The 19939-nt window shown below is 62.3% G+C and carries 20 protein-coding genes; 8 read left to right on the top strand and 12 right to left on the bottom strand.

All coding sequences use genetic code 11. The features are described 5' to 3' along the window. Nucleotides 1-32 precede the first annotated feature (32 nt). A complete protein-coding gene (locus CKW29_RS01760; protein ID WP_095144359.1) occupies nt 33-959 on the bottom strand; it encodes a universal stress protein in 927 nt (308 codons plus the stop codon). Between the two features lie 317 nt (nt 960-1276). On the opposite strand from CKW29_RS01760, the gene CKW29_RS01755 reads away from it, so the two are divergent. Then, entirely contained in the window at nt 1277-2377 is a 1101-nt protein-coding gene (locus CKW29_RS01755; protein WP_095144358.1) for a P1 family peptidase, read from the top strand. 22 nt (nt 2378-2399) lie between these two features. On the opposite strand, the gene CKW29_RS01750 is transcribed toward CKW29_RS01755, so the two are convergent. From CKW29_RS01750 to CKW29_RS01735, 4 genes are read right to left on the bottom strand one after another with little or no spacing between them, the layout of a single operon-like run. Then, nucleotides 2400-2834: a YqaA family protein gene (locus CKW29_RS01750; protein ID WP_095144357.1), complete on the bottom strand. Its 435-nt coding sequence runs from the start codon at nt 2832-2834 to the stop codon at nt 2400-2402. Further along, a complete protein-coding gene (locus CKW29_RS01745) occupies nt 2834-3280 on the bottom strand; it encodes a DUF411 domain-containing protein (RefSeq protein ID WP_095144356.1) in 447 nt (148 codons plus the stop codon). The genes CKW29_RS01750 and CKW29_RS01745 overlap by 1 nt, the downstream gene beginning before the upstream one ends. Nucleotides 3281-3314: 34 nt before the next feature. Then, nucleotides 3315-4145 (bottom strand): copper resistance protein B, encoded by an 831-nt coding sequence (locus CKW29_RS01740; RefSeq protein ID WP_371850783.1) that lies wholly within the window; start codon nt 4143-4145, stop codon nt 3315-3317. A 38-nt stretch (nt 4146-4183) separates the two neighbouring features. Then, the gene (locus CKW29_RS01735) at nt 4184-5920 is read right to left on the bottom strand and encodes a copper resistance system multicopper oxidase (RefSeq protein ID WP_095147802.1); all 1737 of its coding nucleotides are present in this window, start codon (nt 5918-5920) and stop codon (nt 4184-4186) included. Between the two features lie 278 nt (nt 5921-6198). Between CKW29_RS01735 and CKW29_RS01730 the strand changes: the two genes are divergently transcribed. Next, on the top strand, nt 6199-6387 hold the full coding sequence (locus CKW29_RS01730) for a hypothetical protein (protein ID WP_095144353.1): 189 nt from the start codon (nt 6199-6201) through the stop codon (nt 6385-6387). Here CKW29_RS01730 and CKW29_RS01725 read toward each other — a convergent pair. Next, nucleotides 6377-6760 (bottom strand): fe2+ zn2+ uptake regulation protein, encoded by a 384-nt coding sequence (locus tag CKW29_RS01725; protein ID WP_095144352.1) that lies wholly within the window; start codon nt 6758-6760, stop codon nt 6377-6379. The genes CKW29_RS01730 and CKW29_RS01725 overlap by 11 nt on opposite strands. A 311-nt stretch (nt 6761-7071) precedes the next feature. Here CKW29_RS01725 and CKW29_RS01720 point away from each other — a divergent pair, with 311 nt between their 5' ends. Further along, on the top strand, nt 7072-9417 hold the full coding sequence (locus CKW29_RS01720) for an acylase (RefSeq protein WP_095147801.1): 2346 nt from the start codon (nt 7072-7074) through the stop codon (nt 9415-9417). Between the two features lie 53 nt (nt 9418-9470). On the opposite strand, the gene CKW29_RS01715 is transcribed toward CKW29_RS01720, so the two are convergent. Then, nucleotides 9471-10472 (bottom strand): FecR family protein, encoded by a 1002-nt coding sequence (locus CKW29_RS01715; RefSeq protein WP_095144350.1) that lies wholly within the window; start codon nt 10470-10472, stop codon nt 9471-9473. A gap of 359 nt (nt 10473-10831) precedes the next feature. On the opposite strand from CKW29_RS01715, the gene CKW29_RS01710 reads away from it, so the two are divergent. Continuing rightward, entirely contained in the window at nt 10832-11872 is a 1041-nt protein-coding gene (locus tag CKW29_RS01710; RefSeq protein WP_095144349.1) for an Ldh family oxidoreductase, read from the top strand. A gap of 138 nt (nt 11873-12010) precedes the next feature. On the opposite strand, the gene CKW29_RS01705 is transcribed toward CKW29_RS01710, so the two are convergent. Then, the gene (locus tag CKW29_RS01705; RefSeq protein ID WP_095144348.1) at nt 12011-12322 is read right to left on the bottom strand and encodes a YqjD family protein; all 312 of its coding nucleotides are present in this window, start codon (nt 12320-12322) and stop codon (nt 12011-12013) included. Between the two features lie 156 nt (nt 12323-12478). On the opposite strand from CKW29_RS01705, the gene CKW29_RS01700 reads away from it, so the two are divergent. Continuing rightward, nucleotides 12479-12730, top strand: a complete 252-nt coding sequence (locus tag CKW29_RS01700; RefSeq protein ID WP_019690567.1) for a hypothetical protein — start codon at nt 12479-12481, stop codon at nt 12728-12730. 24 nt (nt 12731-12754) lie between these two features. Here CKW29_RS01700 and CKW29_RS01695 read toward each other — a convergent pair whose 3' ends face one another. Beyond that, nucleotides 12755-13672 (bottom strand): LysR family transcriptional regulator, encoded by a 918-nt coding sequence (locus CKW29_RS01695; RefSeq protein ID WP_095147800.1) that lies wholly within the window; start codon nt 13670-13672, stop codon nt 12755-12757. Between the two features lie 84 nt (nt 13673-13756). Here CKW29_RS01695 and CKW29_RS01690 point away from each other — a divergent pair, with 84 nt between their 5' ends. Then, nucleotides 13757-14677 (top strand): carbon-nitrogen hydrolase family protein, encoded by a 921-nt coding sequence (locus CKW29_RS01690; protein WP_095147799.1) that lies wholly within the window; start codon nt 13757-13759, stop codon nt 14675-14677. Nucleotides 14678-14715: 38 nt separating this feature from the next. Here CKW29_RS01690 and CKW29_RS01685 read toward each other — a convergent pair whose 3' ends face one another. The 3 genes from CKW29_RS01685 to CKW29_RS01675 all read right to left on the bottom strand — a co-directional run bounded on the left by CKW29_RS01685 (nt 14716) and on the right by CKW29_RS01675 (nt 17767). Next, nucleotides 14716-15189 (bottom strand): LEA type 2 family protein, encoded by a 474-nt coding sequence (locus tag CKW29_RS01685; protein ID WP_095147923.1) that lies wholly within the window; start codon nt 15187-15189, stop codon nt 14716-14718. Nucleotides 15190-15245: 56 nt separating this feature from the next. After that, complete coding sequence (locus CKW29_RS01680; RefSeq protein ID WP_095147798.1) at nt 15246-16718, bottom strand: nucleobase:cation symporter-2 family protein; 1473 nt, start codon at nt 16716-16718, stop codon at nt 15246-15248. A gap of 137 nt (nt 16719-16855) precedes the next feature. Beyond that, entirely contained in the window at nt 16856-17767 is a 912-nt protein-coding gene (locus tag CKW29_RS01675; protein WP_095147797.1) for a LysR family transcriptional regulator, read from the bottom strand. Nucleotides 17768-17868: 101 nt separating this feature from the next. On the opposite strand from CKW29_RS01675, the gene CKW29_RS01670 reads away from it, so the two are divergent. Further along, nucleotides 17869-18960 (top strand): polyamine ABC transporter substrate-binding protein, encoded by a 1092-nt coding sequence (locus tag CKW29_RS01670; RefSeq protein ID WP_095147922.1) that lies wholly within the window; start codon nt 17869-17871, stop codon nt 18958-18960. A gap of 13 nt (nt 18961-18973) precedes the next feature. Then, nucleotides 18974-19933 carry an agmatinase gene (gene speB / locus CKW29_RS01665; RefSeq protein WP_095144342.1) on the top strand — a complete coding sequence of 320 codons (960 nt, stop codon included), beginning with the start codon at nt 18974-18976 and terminating at the stop codon, nt 19931-19933. Nucleotides 19934-19939 lie beyond the last annotated feature (6 nt).

Here is a 19939-nt window from a genome sequence, read left to right as displayed (position 1 = left end):
CCCTGGGGAACATTTCGCCAGGGCTCACGGTTTTATTCGGCAGGCGCCTGGGGCGAGACGATCCACATGCTGCAGGGCATTTTGTACAACAGGCTCTCCACGGTGCTGCCCACCAGGCGCGCCAGTCCGCGATGACTGACCCGTCCCATGACGATCACGTCCACTTCATGGGCTTGAACGTAATTGACCAGGACCTTGACCGGGTTGCCCATGACCATGTGGCGTTGCTCGGGTGCAATACCGTTTTGCTCGGTCAGTGTGTTGAACGCTTCGGCCTGGACGTCGAACAGCGTCTTGGCCGTACCGGGGGTGAAGATCGCGGTACTGCTGCGAAAATCGAACTCATCGGTGTCCAGGCTCGACAGGTCATGGGCGTAGACCACATCGACCTCTGCGCCGCAGGCACTGGCCAGTTTCACCGCTTCATGGAGTATCCGGTTGTTCAGGTCCAGGTGCTTGTTGCCGCTATGGAAGGGGTCTACGGCGGCGACAATCCTGCGCGGGAGGGCGCGTGCGTCATGGCTGACGAAGTGCAGCGGCACCTGGGACTCGCGCAGCAGATGCACGTCCAGCGGGGTAAACATCAGTCGTGAAATCAGCGACTCGTGCTTCAGGGCCTTGATCAGCGCATCCATGGGCTGCTCTTTGAGGTGAATCAGGATTTCCTGCAACGGATTTTCCACCCAGGTAACCTCGGTGGTCACGGTCAGCCCCAGTTTGCGCAAGGGCCTGGCCTGTTCCTCCAGCCATTGGCGGTGGCGCTCGACGTAGCCCAGGCGCATCTGCTCCATCGCCTGCTCGTTGACCAGGCTGGCGGTGGCCAGGCCTTCCAGGTAGTCGAAGGCCACGATATGCAGTGCGGCCCCTTCGGCTCTGGCCAGTGCCGCCGCCCTGTCGAACGCCGCGCTGTGTTCCATCAGTGGCGAGACGACCAACATGAAACGTGATTGACCGGACATGGCAACTCTCCCGTGATAAACGCCGTGACGCGAGTCCTTGAGGGCAACGATCCGTCGTCGGGCGTTGAAGTAGTGAACCGATCGTGCCGTGAACGGCGGGCGAGGGGTTGATCTGAATCAAACGGGCCATCGAGCAGCCTTGCTGCCCGACCTGCGGTCGCCCGGCACGGCTGCAATGCTCTAATTATTGACCATGATCGCGGGCAGTGCCGCCGAACGCATACCCCAACGGGGTGATTGGCGCTGGCGGGCGCGGTCCCTAGAGTAGCGGTCTTTCGCCGGTTCCAGCCGGTGCAGTCAATCGTGAAGGAGATGTCATGCGTGCACGTGAACTGGGTATCAGCCTGGGTTTGGGAGTACCGGGGCCGTTCAATGCCATTACCGATGTACCGGGCGTACGGGTCGGGCACAGCACCCTCAAGGACCGGGTCGACGGCAAGCAGGTCAGGACTGGCGTGACGGTGATTCAACCTCGTGCCAGTCATGCGCGGCTGCAACCCTGTTTCGCCGGTTGCCATGTGCTCAATGGCAATGGCGATGCCACGGGGCTGGAATGGATTCGCGAAGCCGGGTTGCTGGCAACGCCCATTGCTATCACCAATACCCACAGCGTGGGTGTGGTGCGCGATGCCCTGGTCGCGCTGGAGCGCGACAGCCTGGCAGACCCGGCCACCTACTGGTGCATGCCGGTGGTGATGGAAACCTACGACGGTGTGCTCAATGACATTTGGGGTCAGCACGTGGGGGCGCAGCACGTGCGGCAAGCGGCTGACAATGCCGCGACCGGTGCGGTGCCTGAAGGCGCCGTGGGGGGCGGCACCGGGATGATCTGCCACGAATTCAAGGGTGGGATCGGCACCGCGTCCCGTCGGCTGCCGACCGGGCAGGGCGGTTATACCGTCGGCGCACTGGTCCAGGCCAACCATGGTAAGCGTTGTGAGTTGCGGGTCGACGGCTACCCGGTTGGCCGGCAGTTGTCACAGGTCGATTCGCCTTTCGCGCAACAGGGCACGCCAGGCATGGGCTCGATCGTGGTGATCCTGGCCACCGACGCACCGCTGCTGCCGCACCAGTGCCAGCGCCTGGCACAACGGGCGTCCATTGGCATCGCCCGTACCGGCGGCGGGACGGAGGACTCCAGCGGTGATATTTTCCTCGCGTTCGCCACCGGCAACCAGGATCTGCCGCCGGCTGACTATGGGCGCAAGGACCTGCCCCTGAGCACCCCCCTGGCCATGCTCAACAACGATCACATTTCACCGCTGTTCAGCGCGGCGGCCGAAGCGGTGGAAGAGGCCATCATCAACGCCTTGTTGGCGGGCGAGAGCATGTGCAGCGACGATGGCCGACAGGTCAGTGCACTGGAGCCCGAGTTGTTGCTTCGTGCATTGCAGGCGTCGACGTGGGTTGCGCGGTGAGCGTGAAGGACGGCCAAAAAACTCAGGCCGTCCAACCCAGCGTCGCCAGGGCCAGCACGGCATAACGAGCGCCTTTGGCCAGGGTCACGATCAGCAGGAAGCGCCCGAGGGGTTCACGCATCACGCCCGCGACCAGGGTCAGCGGATCGCCGATGACCGGCAGCCAGCTCAACAGCAAGGACCAATGGCCGTAGCGTTGATAGTGCCTGCTGGCTTTTTCCAGATGCGCCGGGCTGACCGGGAACCAACGACGATCCTTGAAGTGCTCGATGCCACGCCCCAGCCACCAGTTCACCAGGGAGCCCAGCACATTGCCCAGGGTGGCGACCGCAAGCAATAGCCACAGCCAGTGCTGGCCGTTGAGCAACAACCCGACCAGCACCGCCTCGGACTGCAGGGGCAACAGTGTTGCGGCGCCAAACGCCGCGACAAACAGCCCGAGGTAACCCAGCAGCATTACTGGGCCGGGTAGTCGGCGATCACTTCATCGGTGCCATTTTTAGTCAGGCCGATCACTTGATACGCGTCGACCCGGTCGCCCATTTCCATGCCTGGCGAGCCGGTGGGCATGCCCGGTACCGCCATGCCCAGCAAGTCGTCACGCTTGGCCAGGACCAGCACTTGCTCGGCCGGAACGTGGCCTTCGACGAACTTGCCGTTGATCACGCCGGTATGGCATGAGGCCAGGCGCGGGGCGACGCCCAGGCGCTGCTTGACTTCGCTCATGTCGGGCTCGACGTGGTCGGTGACCTTGAAGCCGTTGTCTTGCAGGTGCGAGATCCAGGCGGTGCAGCAGCTGCAATTGGCATCGCGGTGGACATCGATCGGAATCAGCTCGGCCGCCAGGGCCTGGGTGCTGATGAACAAGGCGCCAAGGGCGGCCAGACGAAGTGAGTTGTGCATATAAATTCTCGTGTCGATCGTTTCATTCATCGGCTCAGAACCAGAGCCTCAAGCCGGCGACGAACCGCGCTTGACGGCGGTCTTCGCCTTCTTCGCCAGTGTAGTCGGCGGTGTTGCCGTAAGTGCTGCTCCAGGTCACGCCGATGTAGGGTGCAAACTCGGGGACGATTTCGTAACGCAGGCGCACACCGGCTTCGGTGTTGGCCAACCCGGCGCCGACACTGCGTTCAGGGTCGTTGCGGGTGTAGAAATTGACCTCGGCGGTGGGCTGCAGAATCAGTTTGTTGGTCAGCAGGATGTCGTATTCGCCTTCCACGCGGAGCGCATTCTGACCGTTTTCGCCGACGAAGAAGGTTGCTTGTGTTTCAAAGTTATACAGGGCCAGGCCTTGCAACCCGAATGCCGCCCAGGTTTGCGGTGAGCCGGGTTTGAAATCCTGGCGGACCCCGGTCACCACGTCCCACCATGGGCCGATGGCATGCCCCCACAGGGCCTGGACTTCGGCTTTCTCAGTGTGGCCGTTGGTGCGCTCACCCTCGGAGCGTACCCAGAGCCGATCGATGTCGCCACCGATCCAGCCGCTCATGTCCCAGGCCAGGGCACTGCCGTCATCGGCATCCTGGTACTCCAGTTGGTCGACCAACCAGAAGCCATTGATCGCCTTGTCGTGCACACCATGGCCATTGACCGCCGGGAATGCCGCGCGGCGATCGGCGTCGCTCGGCACCGGTATCGGTGTGCGGCTGGTCGTGGGCGCCATCTGGCTGTGATCCATGGTACCCATCTGGCTGTGATCCATGGCTGGCATTGCGCCGTGCCCCATGGCGGAATGGTCCATGCTTTCGGCCGACTGGGTCGCGTTCATGTAAAGGCCGAGCAGGCCGGCAAGCAACAGGCGGGACTTCATGTCGGGCTCCCCGGTTCATCGACGCGCACTTCACGAAACATGCCCATCTCCATGTGAAACAGCAGGTGGCAGTGATAGGCCCAGCGGCCCAGTGCGTTGGCCGTCACCCGATAACTGCGGCGGGTCCCGGGTGGCATGTCGATGGTGTGCTTGCGCACCTGGAAGCGACCCTGTTCGTCCTCCAGGTCGCTCCACAGGCCGTGGAGGTGAATCGGGTGGGTCATCATCGTGTCGTTGACCAGGGTGATGCGCAGGCGCTCGCCGTAGGTCAGGCGCAGCGGTTGGGCATCGCTGAACTTGATGCCGTCGAACGACCAGGCGAACTTCTCCATGTGCCCGGTCAGGTGCAACTCAAGGGTGCGCGACGGTTCGCGTCCGTCCGGGTCGGGGAAGGTGCTTTTGAGGTCGGCATAGGTCAGTACACGGCGGCCGTTGTTGCGCAGGCCGATGCCTGGGTCGGCGAGTTTGGCGCTGGGGCTCATGGTTTGCATGTCCACCAGCGGGTTGTCGGTTTCCGAGGCCGGGTGGGTTTGCATGGCGTTGCCCATGCCGGCCATGCTGCCGTGGTCCATGCCGCTCATCTGGCTATGGTCCATGCCTGCCATCGCGCCATGATCCATGCCCATGTCGGCCATGCTGATCAGCGGTCGAGGGTCGGGGCTGGGCACTGCGGCGCTGAGCCCCTGGCTCAGGGCCAGGGTGCCCCGGGCAAAACCGCTGCGGTCCATGGACTGGGCAAACAGGGTGTAGGCCCGCTCGTTGCCCGGCTCGACGATCACGTCATAGGTCTCCGCCACGGCAATCCGCAATTCATCGACGCTGACCGGTTGCACGTACTGTCCGTCGGCGGCGACGACAGTCATTTTCAAACCGGGCAGGCGCACGTCGAAGTAACTCATGGCCGAGCCGTTGATCAGCCGCAGGCGCAGTTTCTCTCCCGGTTTGAACGTGCCGGTCCAGTTGGTCTCCGGGGTCTGGCCGTTCATCAGGTAGCGGTAGGTCACGCCGCTGACATCTGCCAGGTCCGTGGGGCTCATCTTCATTTCGGCCCACATCGTGCGGTCTGCCACCGTGGTCGCCCAGCCGTCGCGGCTGACGTCCTCAATGAAGTCGCCCACGGTGCGCTTGTGTCGGTTGTAGTAGTCGGACTGTTTTTTCAGGGTGTGCATCAGGTGTTCCGGGGCCTGGTCGCTCCAGTCGCTGAGCATCACCACGTAGTCGCGGTCGTACTCGAAGGGTTCCGGCTCGCGGGCGTCGATCACCAGCGGCCCATAGACCCCGGCCTGCTCTTGAAGGCCCGAGTGGCTGTGGTACCAGTAGGTACCGTTCTGGTGCAGCGTGAAGCGGTATTCGTAGAGGCCGTCGGGGGCGATGCCCTGGAAACTCAGGCCTGGCACGCCATCCATGTTGGCCGGCAGGATGATCCCGTGCCAATGAATCGAGGTGTCCTGCTGCAATCGGTTGCGCACGCGGATGGTCACGGTGTCGCCCTCGCGCCAGCGCAGCAACGGGCCGGGAATGCCACCGTTGATGGTCATGGCGGTGCGCGGGGTGCCTGTGAAATTGACCGGTGCTTCGCCGATCCACAGGTCGAACTGGTTACCGCGCAACGTGGAGGGTTGATTGTCGGCAGTCACGGCCCAGGCCGGCGGTCGCCACAGGCCCGCGCCCGCCAGTAGACTGCCGGCTGAGAGGCCTTTGATGAAAGAGCGTCTTGAAGGTGTTGAAGGCATAACAAAGTCCCGTCATCCCTGATGCTTCAGGTTTGACGAGACCTTAAACAGCCCGTGCTGTCAGGAAACTGAGGCGTGGATTACAGATTTGTCAGGTGCGGGGCGCCCATGACAGAGGCAGGCGAGTACAGTTCGATTCGAACCCATAGCGCCAAAATGCCTCACAGGCATGTAACATGAGCGCCCGCTGGCTGCCGTTCACTCCCGAACGAATGTGTGGACGTGGCGGGCAGCAGGATTCACACCGGACACCTATTTTCAGATTCAGGACTCCCGCAATGACCCAGTCGCAACGTTTGAAATACTCGTTTCTGATCACCCTGGCCGTACTGGGGATTATGCTTGGCCTGTCTTATCTGCAGAATGCCGGGATCATCAGCGAAACCCTGTTCCAGTACGTCGCCATCGCCGTGGCGGTGCTGGTGGTGGTGATCAACGGGGTGATGCGCCGCAAGGTCAAGCCCTGAGCGATTCCAGCAAGGCCTCAGCCTGTGGATGCAGGCTGTAGCTTTTGTCGGGGTTCAGGACGATCAGGCCTTCACTGCACAGGCGCTTGAGTACTTCACGCACGCTTAAAAAGGACAAGGGAATATCCAGTTCCAGCAGGTGGCTGTGCACCCCGCGCACCCCCACGGGCTGACCTGCCTGGGCGGCAGTCAGCAGCGCGTCGATCACTTTCAGGCGGATGAGGCTTGTGCGCAGGCCGTAGCTTTTAAGCAGCAGCCTGATGCAATCGTTATTCTGGCGTTCGGTGCTTTTGGCGAATACGCCGGTATCCTGTCTGAGAGAAACACCCTTTGGCGCGGTTTTACCATCCGTTGGTAATTGCGAGTTGTACATGCAAAAAACTCCTTTTCAGAACCTGTCCAGGAAATTGTGTTGAACGTCCTTTAGTCATTAAGACGAACGAGCGGCACAAATCATGAAGGCCTGAATGTAGAAATTTTGTCGAAAACACCTCAGTCACCGGTCAAGTGCCGTCATTTCGGGCTGATGCGCTTTAAATTATTGTCCGCTGATTCGTTCCTATGGCAAGCCACATTACGCTTCTTCGCCTGTGTGGTCCTTCCCAGGGCAGGGCTGGTTCCCCGCAGCGTCATCTTTCGGCTCGCCTGTCCTGGCTACTGTGTTCTTCGCCATCAGGAGTCAGCGTGATTATTTCCAGGCAGTTGCCCAGGTTGTGCCTAGCAGGTTGGTTACTGGGGCTCAGCGTATCGGCTCAGGCACTCACTCAGACGGTCGAGACCGGCGCCGATATTCGCCGTACCAGCTTTGGCGTTCCACACATTCGGGCCGAGAACGAGCGTGGCCTGGGGTACGGGATTGGCTATGCCTACGCTCAAGACAATCTGTGCCTGCTGGCCAACGAAGTGGTGACGGTCAACGGCGAGCGCTCACGTTATTTCGGCGCGCAGCAGTTCACCCTTGAACAACGGGAAAATGGCGTCAGCGATGTGTTTTTCAGTTGGTTGAACAGCCCCCAGGCGGTGTTTGGCTTCTGGCAGGCGCAACCCCCGGCCGTGCGGCAACTGATTGAAGGCTATGTGGCTGGGTACAACCGCTATTTGCGTGAGCGCAGCGCACAAGGTCTGCCCGAACAGTGCCAGGGGGACTGGGTCCGGCCGATTACCGCACTGGATCTGGTCAAGCTGACTCGACGCCTGCTGGTCGAAGGCGGCGTCGGCCAGTTTGCCGAAGCGCTGGTCGGTGCCGCGCCGCCCAAGGCTGTCGCCCGGGAGCAGGGCGCCCGAGCGGCCTTCGAGGTCGCCGCCACGCGCCTGCAACGCTTTGCGTTGGACCGCGGCAGTAACGCCGTGGCCATTGGCCGGGACCGCTCCTTCAATGGGCGCGGCATGTTGCTGGCCAATCCGCATTTTCCGTGGATCGGCGGCATGCGTTTCTACCAGATGCACCTGACCATCCCTGGCAAGCTGGACGTGATGGGCGCGGCGTTGCCGGGACTGCCGATGATCAACATAGGCTTCAACCAGCACCTGGCATGGACCCACACCGTCGACACGTCCAGGCATTTCACGCTGTACCGTCTGCAACTCGACCCGAAGGACTCCACTCGTTATCTGCTCGACGGTAAATCCCTGCCATTGAGCCAGCAAACGGTTACGGTCAAGGCCAGGCAGGCCGATGGGCAGCTCGCGTCAGTCTCCCATGTGCTCTACAGCTCGGTGTTTGGCCCCGTCGTGCAATGGCCCGGCATGCTGGATTGGGATCAGCAGTATGCCTACAGCCTGCGCGACGCCAACCTCGACAACGACCGCGTGCTCGAGCAGTGGTATGCCATGAACCAGGCCCGCAACCTCAAGGACCTGCAAACGTCCATGCACAGGATTCAAGGGGTGCCGTGGGTCAATACCCTGGCGGTGGACGATCAGGGGCAGGCGTTGTACATGAACCTGTCTGTGGTGCCCAACGTCGGCGTCGACAAGCTGGAAAAATGCAGCGACCCCCGCGCGGGCCTGGCCATGATCGTGCTGGATGGTTCGCGCAGTGCCTGCGCCTGGGACGTCGATAAAAACGCCGCGCAACCTGGAATTTTTGCCGCGGACCAACTACCGCAGCTGTTGCGCACTGACTTTGTGCAGCACTCCAATGACTCGGCGTGGATGGCTAACCCGGCTCAGCCACTGACCGGTTACTCGCCTTTGATCAGTCAGTCCGGACAAGCCCTGGGGCCGCGCACCCGCTTTGCCCTGGAGTATCTGGGGCAGTTGGCCAAGGCCGGCCCGGTGAAGGTCGAGGACCTGCAACACATGGTCATGGACAACCAGGTTTACCTGGCCGGCCAGGTCATGCCGGACTTGTTGCAGGTGTGCGCTGCTGGCCTGGGGGCTGACAGTGTGACCCTGGCCCCTCTGTGCGCCAGTCTCAAGGCCTGGGATCGGGCTGCCAACCTGCGCAGCGGCGCGGGTTTGGTCCACTTTCAGAATGTCATGGACGTGTTGCTGCAGGCCCCGGATGTCTGGCGTGTGGCGTTCGACCCGAAAGACCCGCTGCATACCCCTCGCGGGCTGAACATCGAGCGACCCGAGGTGGCGCGGGCGGTACGGCAGGCCATGCTGGCGTCGATCGAGCAGATGCAACGCGCGGGGCTGACGGATCGCCAGCGCTGGGGAGATGTCCAGGTGACCCGTCGTGGCGGGCAAGCCATTGCCATTCATGGCGGGCCGGCCGAACTGGGTGTCTACAACGCCATGCAAAGTGTGCCGGGCGAGGCGGGCAAACGTGAGGTGGTCAGCGGCACCAGTTACCTGCAGGTAGTGACGTTTGACGAACAGGGGCCCCAGGCCCAGGGATTGCTGGCCTTCTCGATTTCCAGTGACCCTGGCTCGGAGCACGCTCGCGACCAGACCCTGGCGTTTTCAAAGAAACAATGGAGTGTCTTGCCGTTCACCGAGCAACAGATCAAGGCCGATCCTCATTACCGGCTGCAATCCATTCGTGAGGCGGTCGAGGGGGCTGGGAGTGTGGCGGCGCACTAGGGGGCTGGCCAACTGAAATGGAGCAGGCCGCGGTCCGAAAGGGTGCGGCCTTTTCAGTGTCTGGCAGGTTGGGCAGGCAGGGAGTTGAGCACCGGGTTGCCGTCTTCGTTGCGGGTCAGGTAAACCGGGAGCACTTTGGGCAGCGACGGGACGAGGGTTTTCAGCTCGCTGATGTTGTAGACCCCGCCGATGCGGATCAGGCCCGTGGCGTGGTCCGCCACCATCACTGGAGTACTCAGGTAGCGGTTGATCAGGGGCAGTGCCTCGTTCAGGGCGAGGTTGTTGATGACCAGCTTGCCGTTGCGCCATGCCAGGGAGTTGTCATTGGCGTAGGTCTGGCTAATCTGCGGTTGATAGTCGCCGCCCTTGTAGCGAGCCTGCATGCCCGGATCGAGATGCAGGCCGTCACCGCCAAGAGCGTCATTGCTGGTGACCAGTACCGAGCCTTCCACCAGCGTCACGCGAACCTGATCCTGATATTTCCAGACATTGAACTGAGTGCCGGTCACCCGAACCTGCCCGTCGGCGGCCTTGACCACAAAGGGGTGCAGCGTGTCATGGGTCACGCGAAAAAAGGCTTCGCCCTTTTTCAGCGTCACTCGGCGTTGATCCTTGTAGTTGCTGTAGGTCAGCTCGGTGCCCAGGTTCAACTCCACCTCGCTGCCGTCACTCAGGGTCACGGTACGCAAGGCGTTCTGCGCTTCGAAATGCTCGTAGGCATTGGGCAGCCAGCCCATTTGCCAGCCACTGAAGGCGGCCAGCGGCAAGGCCAGCAGACTGACGGCAGCGGCTACGGCCAGCGGCCGCCAACCCGAGCGCGGTGCCCGGTGCGCGGTGTGCGGCACGTGTTCCGCGCGCGGCAAGTGCTCGGACACCTCCCAGATCTCCAGCATCGCTTCATACTCGAACGCATGCAGCGGGTGGGCAGCACGCCATTGCTCGAACGCCTGACGCTCGGCGCTGGTGCAGTCATTGGAGTGCAGGCGCATGCACCAATGCGCGGCGGCGTCGGTGACGGCGTCGAATTCTGCTTGCGAGAGGGGCTTTTCGCTCATTGAGGCTTCCTGATTTCTTACATTCTAACCTTCGCAGTGAGCTGGCGAGAACAGCGATCATGGCGATTGCACATCAATGAAAGGGTTTTTCTGTCGTCTCCAGCCCCACGTCAGGACATGGCTGGGCAGTATCCTGAGTCGGAGTGAAGAAAAGGTCAATGAAACCGGGCGTTTGTGGTGTTCGCGGGATCGTCCGGGATGGTTTGCCGAGGGCTGGATCACCGAGTCGGGGACCGGGCCCTGTTGGCGGTGCAGTGGCGCAAAGGAAGTTGACAGTGGCCGCGCAAAACGGTGTTTAATCCGCGGGTAAGGTCCCGCGAACGCTGTTGCCCCCTCCAATAAAAATTCTGGAGCTTCAGATGTCTGTGCCACACGATCATGCTGTCAATGCAGCCTCGCCTCACTTGTCGTATGAAGCGTTGGTTGAGCTTCTGGATTCGATCTTTCGCCGACATGGCACCCGCCCCGAGGTCGCCTCGGTGCTGGCCGCCAACTGCGCCGGTGCCGAGCGCGATGGCGCCCACAGCCATGGGGTATTCCGGATTCCCGGGTATGTGTCGACGCTCAACAGCGGTTGGGTCAATGGCCAGGCGGTGCCGGTGGTAGAAGACGTGGCCTCGGGTTTTGTCCGGGTCGATGCCGGCAACGGTTTTGCCCAACCGGCGCTGGCCGCCGGCCGCGCATTACTGGTGGAGAAAGCCCGCAGTGCCGGGATCGCGGTCATGGCGATTCGCAACTCCCATCACTTTGCAGCGCTCTGGCCGGATGTCGAGCCATTCGCCTATGAGGGACTGGTCGCGCTGAGCGTGGTCAACAGCATGACCTGTGTCGTGCCCCACGGCGCGGATCGCCCCTTGTTTGGTACCAACCCGATCGCCTTCGCTGCGCCCAGGGCCAATGCCGACCCCATTGTGTTCGACCTGGCCACCAGCGCCATTGCCCACGGTGATGTGCAGATCGCTGCGCGCAAAGGCGAACGCCTGCCACCTGGCATGGGGGTGGACAGCCTCGGTCAGCCAACCACTGACCCCAAGGCGATCCTGGAGGGAGGCGCATTGCTGCCTTTTGGCGGGCACAAAGGCTCGGCCCTGTCGATGATGGTTGAGTTGCTGGCTGCCGCGTTGACCGGTGGCAACTTCTCGTTCGAGTTCGACTGGTCCAACCATCCCGGGGCGAAAACCCCGTGGACTGGCCAGTTATTGATTGTCATCGACCCGAGCAAGGCTGCCGGGCAGGGGTTCGCCGAGCGTAGCGAGGAACTGGTGCGGCAGATGCACGGGGTCGGGCTGCGGCGTTTGCCGGGGGACCGTCGCCATCGCGAGCGCGCCAGGGCTACTGCTGAAGGCATCGTGCTGGATGCGCAGACGCTGGCGCAATTGCGGGAGCTGGCGGGGCAGTGAAGCTGCCCCGTGGCGAGCAAGCTCGCTCGCCACAGGGTAGGTGTTCGCAAGCCCCATGCTTGACGAGAGCTGACATGTGATCAAGACAGATGCTCCCACCTCAGACAGCGCTCACTTTAAGTCGGCTGTTCAGGGGGGTTAGCGACGTCCCAACAGCAGTCCGACCACCAGGCCGAAACCGGCGGCGATGGCCACGGTTTGCCAAGGGTGACCGCCAATGTAGGTTTCGGTCGCATCGACCACCGGCTGGGTACGCGCTCGCGCGTTGGACATGGCATCCCTGGTCTGTTGCAGTTTGAGTGCGATTTGCCCGCGCAGGTTGTCGGCTTCCTCGCCCACCAGTGATGCACTGCTTTTGAGCAGTTTCTCCGATTCCTCGATCAGCGCTTGCAGCTCACTGAAGGTCTGATCCTTGATTTGATCGTCTTGCGTGGCGTTTGTGCGAGCCATTGGGTAACTCCTGCAGGTAAAGGGGGGCTGTGAGCAATGGAGTGTAGGCGTCAGGCAAAAGTTGCAGCCGTTCCCACCATGCTCCGGGAAATCCATCTCTGGAGAAATCCGCCTACAGTGTAAGATGTCGCCTATTTTATGCCGCAGGTAATTCCCATGAGCTTCAATCTGGCCGACAAACCCCTTGCCGAGCGCGCGGCGCTTGAAGATGAAAAATCCCGTCTGTTCGACCTCTGGCAATCCAACCTGGGCAAGTCCAAGGGCGAGGCCGCCCGCTTGTTCGGCGAGCGCTCCAAGCGCAAAGGCAAATGGGCCGAGTGGGTCCGCTCCGAACTGGACGCCATGTCCCCGCCGGAATACGCCAACATGGTGCGCAGCGAAGTCAATCGGTTGATGGCCGCCAAGTAATGGCCGGTTTGCTGGCGACGGTCATCAGGCGTTGTGGTCGGTAAAACTGGCGACTATCGCTTCGCGCACTTTCAGCAGCAACGGATCGAGTTGGTTGTTGGTGCGCCAACCCAGTTCAATCGGGTAGCGCGGCAGATCCAGCGGGCAGGGCAGCAGTGCCAGGCCGCTGAGCGAGGCGATGCTGTGAGCGGCATGGGCCGGGATGGTCGCCACTGCCTGGCTGCCCTTGAGCAGGAACGGCAGCGCCGCGAAATGGGTGGTCGATGCGCACACCCGCCGGCTCAACCCCAGGCCCGCCAAACCCTCGTCGGTGATGCCGATAAAGCCCCCTGATGACACCAGAATGTGTTCGCGCGCGACAAACTCGTCGAGGCTGAGCTGCTGCCCGGTCGCGAGGCTGGCGGGGTCCACCAGACACTGGTAGCGGCCTTCCCCCAGTACCTGGCGGCTGAGCAAGCGTTCGCTCAGGCCGCCGGCCGTGATCGCCAGGTCAAGGCTGCGCTCCATCAGGGCCTGGCCGACGATCTGGCTGTGGGTCTGACGGAAAATCAGCCGCAGTTTGGGCGCTCGCTCGGCGATCTCCTCGATCAGCCGTCGACCATAGGCAATCTCGAAGTCATCCGACATCCCGACGATCACCGATCGACCCTCGTACTGATGGGCAGTCGGATCGACCATGGCCAGGCTCTGCCGGCATTTGTTCAGCGCCTCACTGACCACCGGCTTCAACTGGTTGGCCCGTAGCGTCGGCGCCAGACCGCGCCCGGTCCGCACGAACAACTGATCGGCGTAGACCTCGCGCAACCGGCGCAAGGCGGCGCTCACCGCCGACTGGGTGACGCCCAGGCGCAGTGCGGCACGGCTGGCGCTGGACTCGTCGTGCAGGGCTTCGAAGACTTTGAGCAGGTTGAGGTCAAGGTTACCGATATTCATATGGCTCATATCATTCAGCACTGGATTGGGCTTTATTGATGATCGACGGTGGCCGGAGAATGAGCAATACCTCAATGCCCGGGAGTTACCGTGATGCCAAAGTCCATCGTCGCTGCACTGCAAATCGGTTCGTTGCCAGGGGGCAAGGGCGAGACCCTGGAACAGATCCTGTCGTATGAGCGGGCGATCATCGAATCCGGCGCCGGCTTGGTGGTCATGCCCGAAGCGTTGCTCGGCGGCTATCCCAAGGGGGAAGGCTTCGGCACCCGGCTGGGCTATCGGCTGCCGGAGGGGCGCGAGGCCTATGCCCGTTACTTTGCCAACGCCATTGATGTGCCAGGGGTCGAAACCGAGGCCCTGGCGGGTTTCAGCACGCGCACCGGTGCCAGCCTGGTGCTGGGGGTGATCGAACGCTCGGGCAGTACCTTGTATTGCACGGCGTTGTATTTCGAGCCGCAGGCGGGGTTGGTGGCCAAGCACCGCAAACTGATGCCCACCGGTACCGAACGGCTGATCTGGGGGCAGGGCGATGGCTCGACGTTGCCGGTGATCGACAGCCAGGTCGGACGAGTGGGCGCGGTGGTGTGCTGGGAAAACATGATGCCGCTGCTGCGCACGGCGATGTATGCCAAGGGCGTCGAGGTCTGGTGCGCGCCCACCGTCGATGAGCGCGAGATGTGGCACGTCAGCATGCGCCATATCGCCCATGAAGGCCGCTGCTTTGTGGTCAGTGCCTGCCAGGTGCAGCCATCACCGGCCGACCTGGGTGTGGAGATTGCCGACTGGCCGGCCGATCGCCCGCTGATTGCCGGTGGCAGTGTGATCGTCGGCCCCATGGGCGATGTACTGGCCGGGCCACTGCGAGGCGGTGCAGGGTTGCTGACGGCACAGATCGACACCGATGAACTGGTGCGTGCCCGCTACGACTACGACGTGGTCGGGCACTATGCGCGCCCGGACGTGTTCGAGTTGACCGTGGACGAGCGGCCTAAACCCGGTGTGCGGTTTATCTGAGGCGCTCGCACTCTGATCGGTAGACTGTATCGTTGAATCTACCAGATCCCGGAATTGGGCCCGGCGATGCTCAACTGGCCGCTGTCGACAAAGCGCATCGTGCCGAACACGCCGCTGGCCAGTTTTCCGCGCAGTACGTAGGGCAGCTTGTCGAGGGTTTGTGTCGGGTCCAGCCCCAGGGTCTGACGCAGCACCGAGAATGCCGAAACGCTCACCGGTACGCTGATGAGCGCCTCGGAAAAACGCGGGATCGAACCCCGTTGATCACTCACACCCGAGGCCAGCGGCTGGCCATTGACCTCAAGGTTCAGGGCCATGCCGTTATAGTCGACAGGGGTTTCGTTGGGGTTCTGTACGCGCAGTTTCAGCACAAAGCGCAGTTCCATGCCCTGGCTGGGCAAGGGTTCTATGCCGACCACGTTGATGTCCAGTGGATCACGGTTGGGGAGCAGGGCGCAGCCGCTCAGGCCGAGCAGCAACAGGGAAAGGCCAATCACGAGAAATCTGCGCATCGATGCACTCTCGAAAACAAGGGACGAACCGCCAGCGGCTCGTCCCTTGAGCTGCATCAGCGGTTCGCCTGAAAGGCCGCACCCGGCTTGAGGGTGCCCCCGTGCGGCGTGACGTCCGGATTCTCCATGACCTGGAGGATCGAAGCTTCCGGGTCGAAATCGTCTTCTTCCAGCTCGATGAACTCTTCGGGCAGAAAGATATTCAGCACGATAGCGCATAACGCGCCCACGGTGATCGGCGACTCGAAGATGTTGTGCAATGCCTTGGGCAGCTCGCGCAGCACTTCCGGCACGGCCGCGACGCCCAGGCCCATACCCAGTGAGATCGCCACGATCAGCATGTTGCGACGATGCAGCCCGGCCTCGGCGAGGATCTTGATCCCGGCGACGGCCACCGTGCCGAACATCACCAACTCCGCGCCGCCGAGTACCGGCTTGGGCATCAGTTGCAGCACCGCGCCAATCATCGGGAACAACCCCAGCAGCACCAGCAGGCCGGCAATGAAGAACGCCACATAACGGCTGGCCACGCCCGTGAGCTGGATGACCCCGTTGTTCTGGGCGAAGGTCACCATGGGCATGCTGTTGAACACGGCGGCCATCGCTGAGTTGAGACCGTCGGCCAGCAGGCCGGACTTGATCCGGCGAATGTAGATCGGACCCTTGACCGGTTGCTGGGAAATCATCGAGTTGGCCGTCAAATCGCCCGCGGCTTCCAGGGGTGAAACCAGGAAGATCACCGCCACCGGAATGAACGCCACCCAGTCAAAGTTGAAGCCGTACTTGAAGGGCACCGGCACGCTCATCAGCGGGACGTCGGTCATGGTGGCGAAATCGACATCGCCCATTAGCCAGGCGAGCAGGTAACCCAGGGTCAGCCCGATCACAATGGCCCCCAGCCTCAGGAAGGGCACATCGACCCGGTTGAGCACCACGATCACCCCCAGTACCAACGCCGCCAGGGCCAAGTGGTGGGCGCCGCCCAGGTCCGGCGCGCCGAAGCCGCCGGCGATGTCGGTCATGGCTACCTTGATCAACGACAGCCCCATCAGGGTGATGATGGTGCCGGTCACCACCGGGGTAATCAGCATCCGCAGCTTGCCGATAAACTGGCTGAGCACCACTTCGATGAAGGCGGCGAAGAAGCACACGCCGAAAATCGTCGAGAGGATCTCATCGGTGCCGCCGCCCCGGGCCTTGACCATGAAGCCGGCACTGAGGATCACGCTGATGAACGAAAAACTGGTGCCTTGCAGGCACAACAGACCGGACCCGATCGGGCCAAAGCGTCGCGCCTGGACGAAGGTGCCCAGGCCGGAAACGAACAACGCCATGCTGATCAGGTACGGAATTTCGCTGTGCAGGCCCAGGGCGCTGCCCATGATCAGGGTGGGGGTGATGATCCCGACGAAGCTCGCCAGCACATGTTGCAAGGCGGCAAAGACCGTTGCGGTGAGGTGCGGGCGATCGTAGAGACCGTAAATCAGGTCGGAACGCGGGGCAGTTTTCGAGTGGTCAGATGAGGTCACGGGGAGGGTGCCAATTAGGCCAGGTCAGAAAATGGAGGCGCAGGATGCCAGAAAGGCACTGCCGCCTAAAGCGACAAACGTCTAAAGCATTGAAAGTTATTGGAGATACCGGGATTACCGTGACTCATGAACCCCTGTTAGGGGTGACTGCGTGGCAGTTTGAACGCCGCCAGCAGATCCTCCTCGAACGCTCGCTGCGCATCCCCCGGCACCTGGGCGCGGTGTCGGGCCAGGTGGAACGTCACCTCAAAGCTCAGCGCCGGCTGGCCGATGGCCTTGAGCAAGCCGCTGTTTTCCCACGAACGGGCGACATGCTCGGGCAGGTAGCCAATGTGTTTGCCCGACAGAATGAAGGCGAGGGTGCCTTCGACCTGTTCCGAGCGCGCCGAACTGCGCTTGCTGTGCAGCGGTTCGTCATTGCGCAGGAAGCGGTAAGGGTGGTCCACCAGGTCGGTGTTGCCCATGGCCTCGGCATCCGGAGCCGGATCGTGGAACAGCGGGTGCCCGGTCGCGCAGTACAGGTGCTGGGGCTCACTGAACAACGGACGGTAGTCGAAGGCGCTTTGCACTTGGGAAAAGTAACCGATGGCCAGGTCCAGGCGTTGCTGCAATAGCAAGCGCTCCATCTCACCGGGCATGGCGCTGATCAGCTCGATGCGCACCGATTCATCGCGCTCACGAAAACGCCTGATGGCCTCGGCCACCTGTTGCAACACCGATTGATCCAGGGCCTCGGACAGCCCCAGGCGCACTTCGCCGATCAGCCGGCCGGCGACGCCGTTGGACTGATGCCGGAACGCCTCGATGGACTGGAACAGCCCGCGAGTCGCCAGTAGCAACTGCTCGCCCTTGGGCGTGAGCTTGAAACCGCCTTTGCCACGGCTGCACACGCGATAGCCGAGGCGGGTTTCCAGCTTGGCCATTTGCTGGCTGATGCTTGACTGGCTCAACCCCAGTTCACCTTGGGCGGCACTGAAACCGCCGCATTCAACGACGCTGGCGAACAGGCGCAGCAGGTGCAGGTCCAGATCGTGGAGTTGACCGAGCATCAAACATTACTCCTGAATAAAGTCAGGATAATAAACTTAATATTCCAGCAATGTATCTTCCACGGCAAGCTGCAGGCACCTCAATGACTCAGGTGCTTGTCATGGCTACGGCGATCAGGTTCGTATTCCCCGCATTGGTGCTGGCCCTGGCCTTCCCGGCGCAGGCGCAGGAAAAAGTGCTCAATCTCTACAGCTGGGCTGACTATGTCGCGCCGCAAGCCCTGCAACGCTTCGAGCAGGAAACCGGGATTCGTGTGCGGTACGACACCTTTGACACCCCGGAAGTCCTGGAAACCAAATTGCTCACCGGCGGCAGCGGCTATGACGTGGTGGTGCCATCTTCCAGTGTGCTGGCCCGTGGACTGGCGGCCGGGGCGCTGAAGCCGATCCCCCTGGACACGCTCAAAGGCTACGCGAACCTTGATCCGGACCTGCTGGAAAAACTCGCCGCCGTCGACCCGGGTAACCGTTATGGCGTGCCCTATACCTGGGGCACCCTGGGCCTGGGGATGAATGTCGAGGCCGTGACCCAACGTCTGCCGGGCGTGCCGCTGAACAGCCTGGACCTGCTGTTCAAGCCCGAATACGCCAGCAAGCTGAAGGACTGCGGCATCGCGATCATCGATTCGCCCCAGGAAGTCATCGGCCTCGCGTTGCATTACCTGGGCAAGGATCCGTACAGCACCAATAAAAACGATCTGGCGGCCGCCGAAGCCTTGTTGCATCAATTGCAGCCTTCGGTGCTGTACGTCGCCAGCGGTCGCCAGATCAACGACCTGGCCAACGGCAGCGCGTGCCTGGCGCTGACGTACAACGGTGATGCCAGCCTGGCCGCCGATCAGGCACGCAAGGCCAACAAACCCTTTGAAGTGGCCTATCGCATTCCCAGGGAGGGCACCCTGGTGTGGCAGGACAACTTGGCGATCCCGGCGGATGCGCCGCACCCCGAGGCCGCGCAGGTGTTCATTGAATTCATGTTGCGCCCCGAATCCGTGGCCGCGCTGACCAACACCCTGTTCTTTGCCTCGGCCAACCAGGCCGCGACGCCCCTGGTTGATGCCGCCGTGCGCAACGACCCCGACATTTATCCGCCTGCCGATGTGCGCGGCCGCCTGTACGCCGACCGCAGCATGAGCCTCAAGGACATGCGCCAGCGCACCCGCCTGTGGACCACTTTCCGTAGCCGCCAATAACCAGGAATGCTTGATGGACATCTCTGAACTGAACGACCAGGCCATGACCCGCGACAGCCTGTACGGGACCGCCGCTGAAAGCACCTATGCCGGTATCACCAGCTTCATGCGCCGGCGTTATAGCCGTGACCTGCGCGGTGTCGACGTGGTGGTCAGCGGTGTGCCGTTCGACACCGCCACCAGCAACCGTCCCGGTGCACGTTTCGGACCGCGGGGGATTCGCGCGGCATCCACCGGGATTGCCTGGGAACGCCACTGGCCGTGGACGTTCGACCCTTTCGACCACCTGGCCGTGATTGACTATGGCGATTGCAATTTTGACTCCGGTGTTCCGGAGTCGGTGCCGGACAGCATCGAGGCCCACGCCGAAAAAATACTCGGCGCCGGGTGCGCGATGCTGACGTTCGGCGGCGACCATTTCATCAGCTATCCGTTGCTCAAGGCCCATGCCCGTCGACATGGCGCGTTGTCCTTGATTCATTTCGATGCCCACAGCGACACCTGGCCGGACGAAGAGGGCAAGCGTATCGATCACGGCACCATGTTCTGGCACGCCGCCAGGGAGGGGCTGGTGGATCCCGCCCGCTCCGTGCAGATCGGCCTGCGCACCACCAATGACGATCATCAGGGCTTCGAGGTGCTGGATGCCCGGCAGGTGCATCGGCGCGGGTGCGACGCGATTATCGAAGCGATCCGCGCCCGGGTCGGTGACAACCCGGTGTACCTGACCTTCGACATTGACTGTCTGGACCCGGCCTTTGCCCCGGGCACCGGCACGCCGGTGTGCGGCGGCTTGAGCACGGTGCAGGCCCTGGAAATTCTCGGCGGGCTGCGCGGGATCAACCTGGTGGGCATGGATGTGGTGGAAGTCGCTCCGGCCTACGATAGCGCCGAAATCACCTCACTGGCCGCGGCAACCCTGGCCATGGAGATGCTGTGCCTGTACGCGGCCAGGCACAAGGTAGACCGTTAACCCTCG

This window comes from Pseudomonas sp. Irchel s3a18, from assembly GCF_900187535.1.
GTDB lineage: Bacteria > Pseudomonadota > Gammaproteobacteria > Pseudomonadales > Pseudomonadaceae > Aquipseudomonas.
The sequence above is the reverse complement of the archived record's forward strand: the minus strand, read 5'-3'. Positions and strand labels throughout refer to the sequence as shown.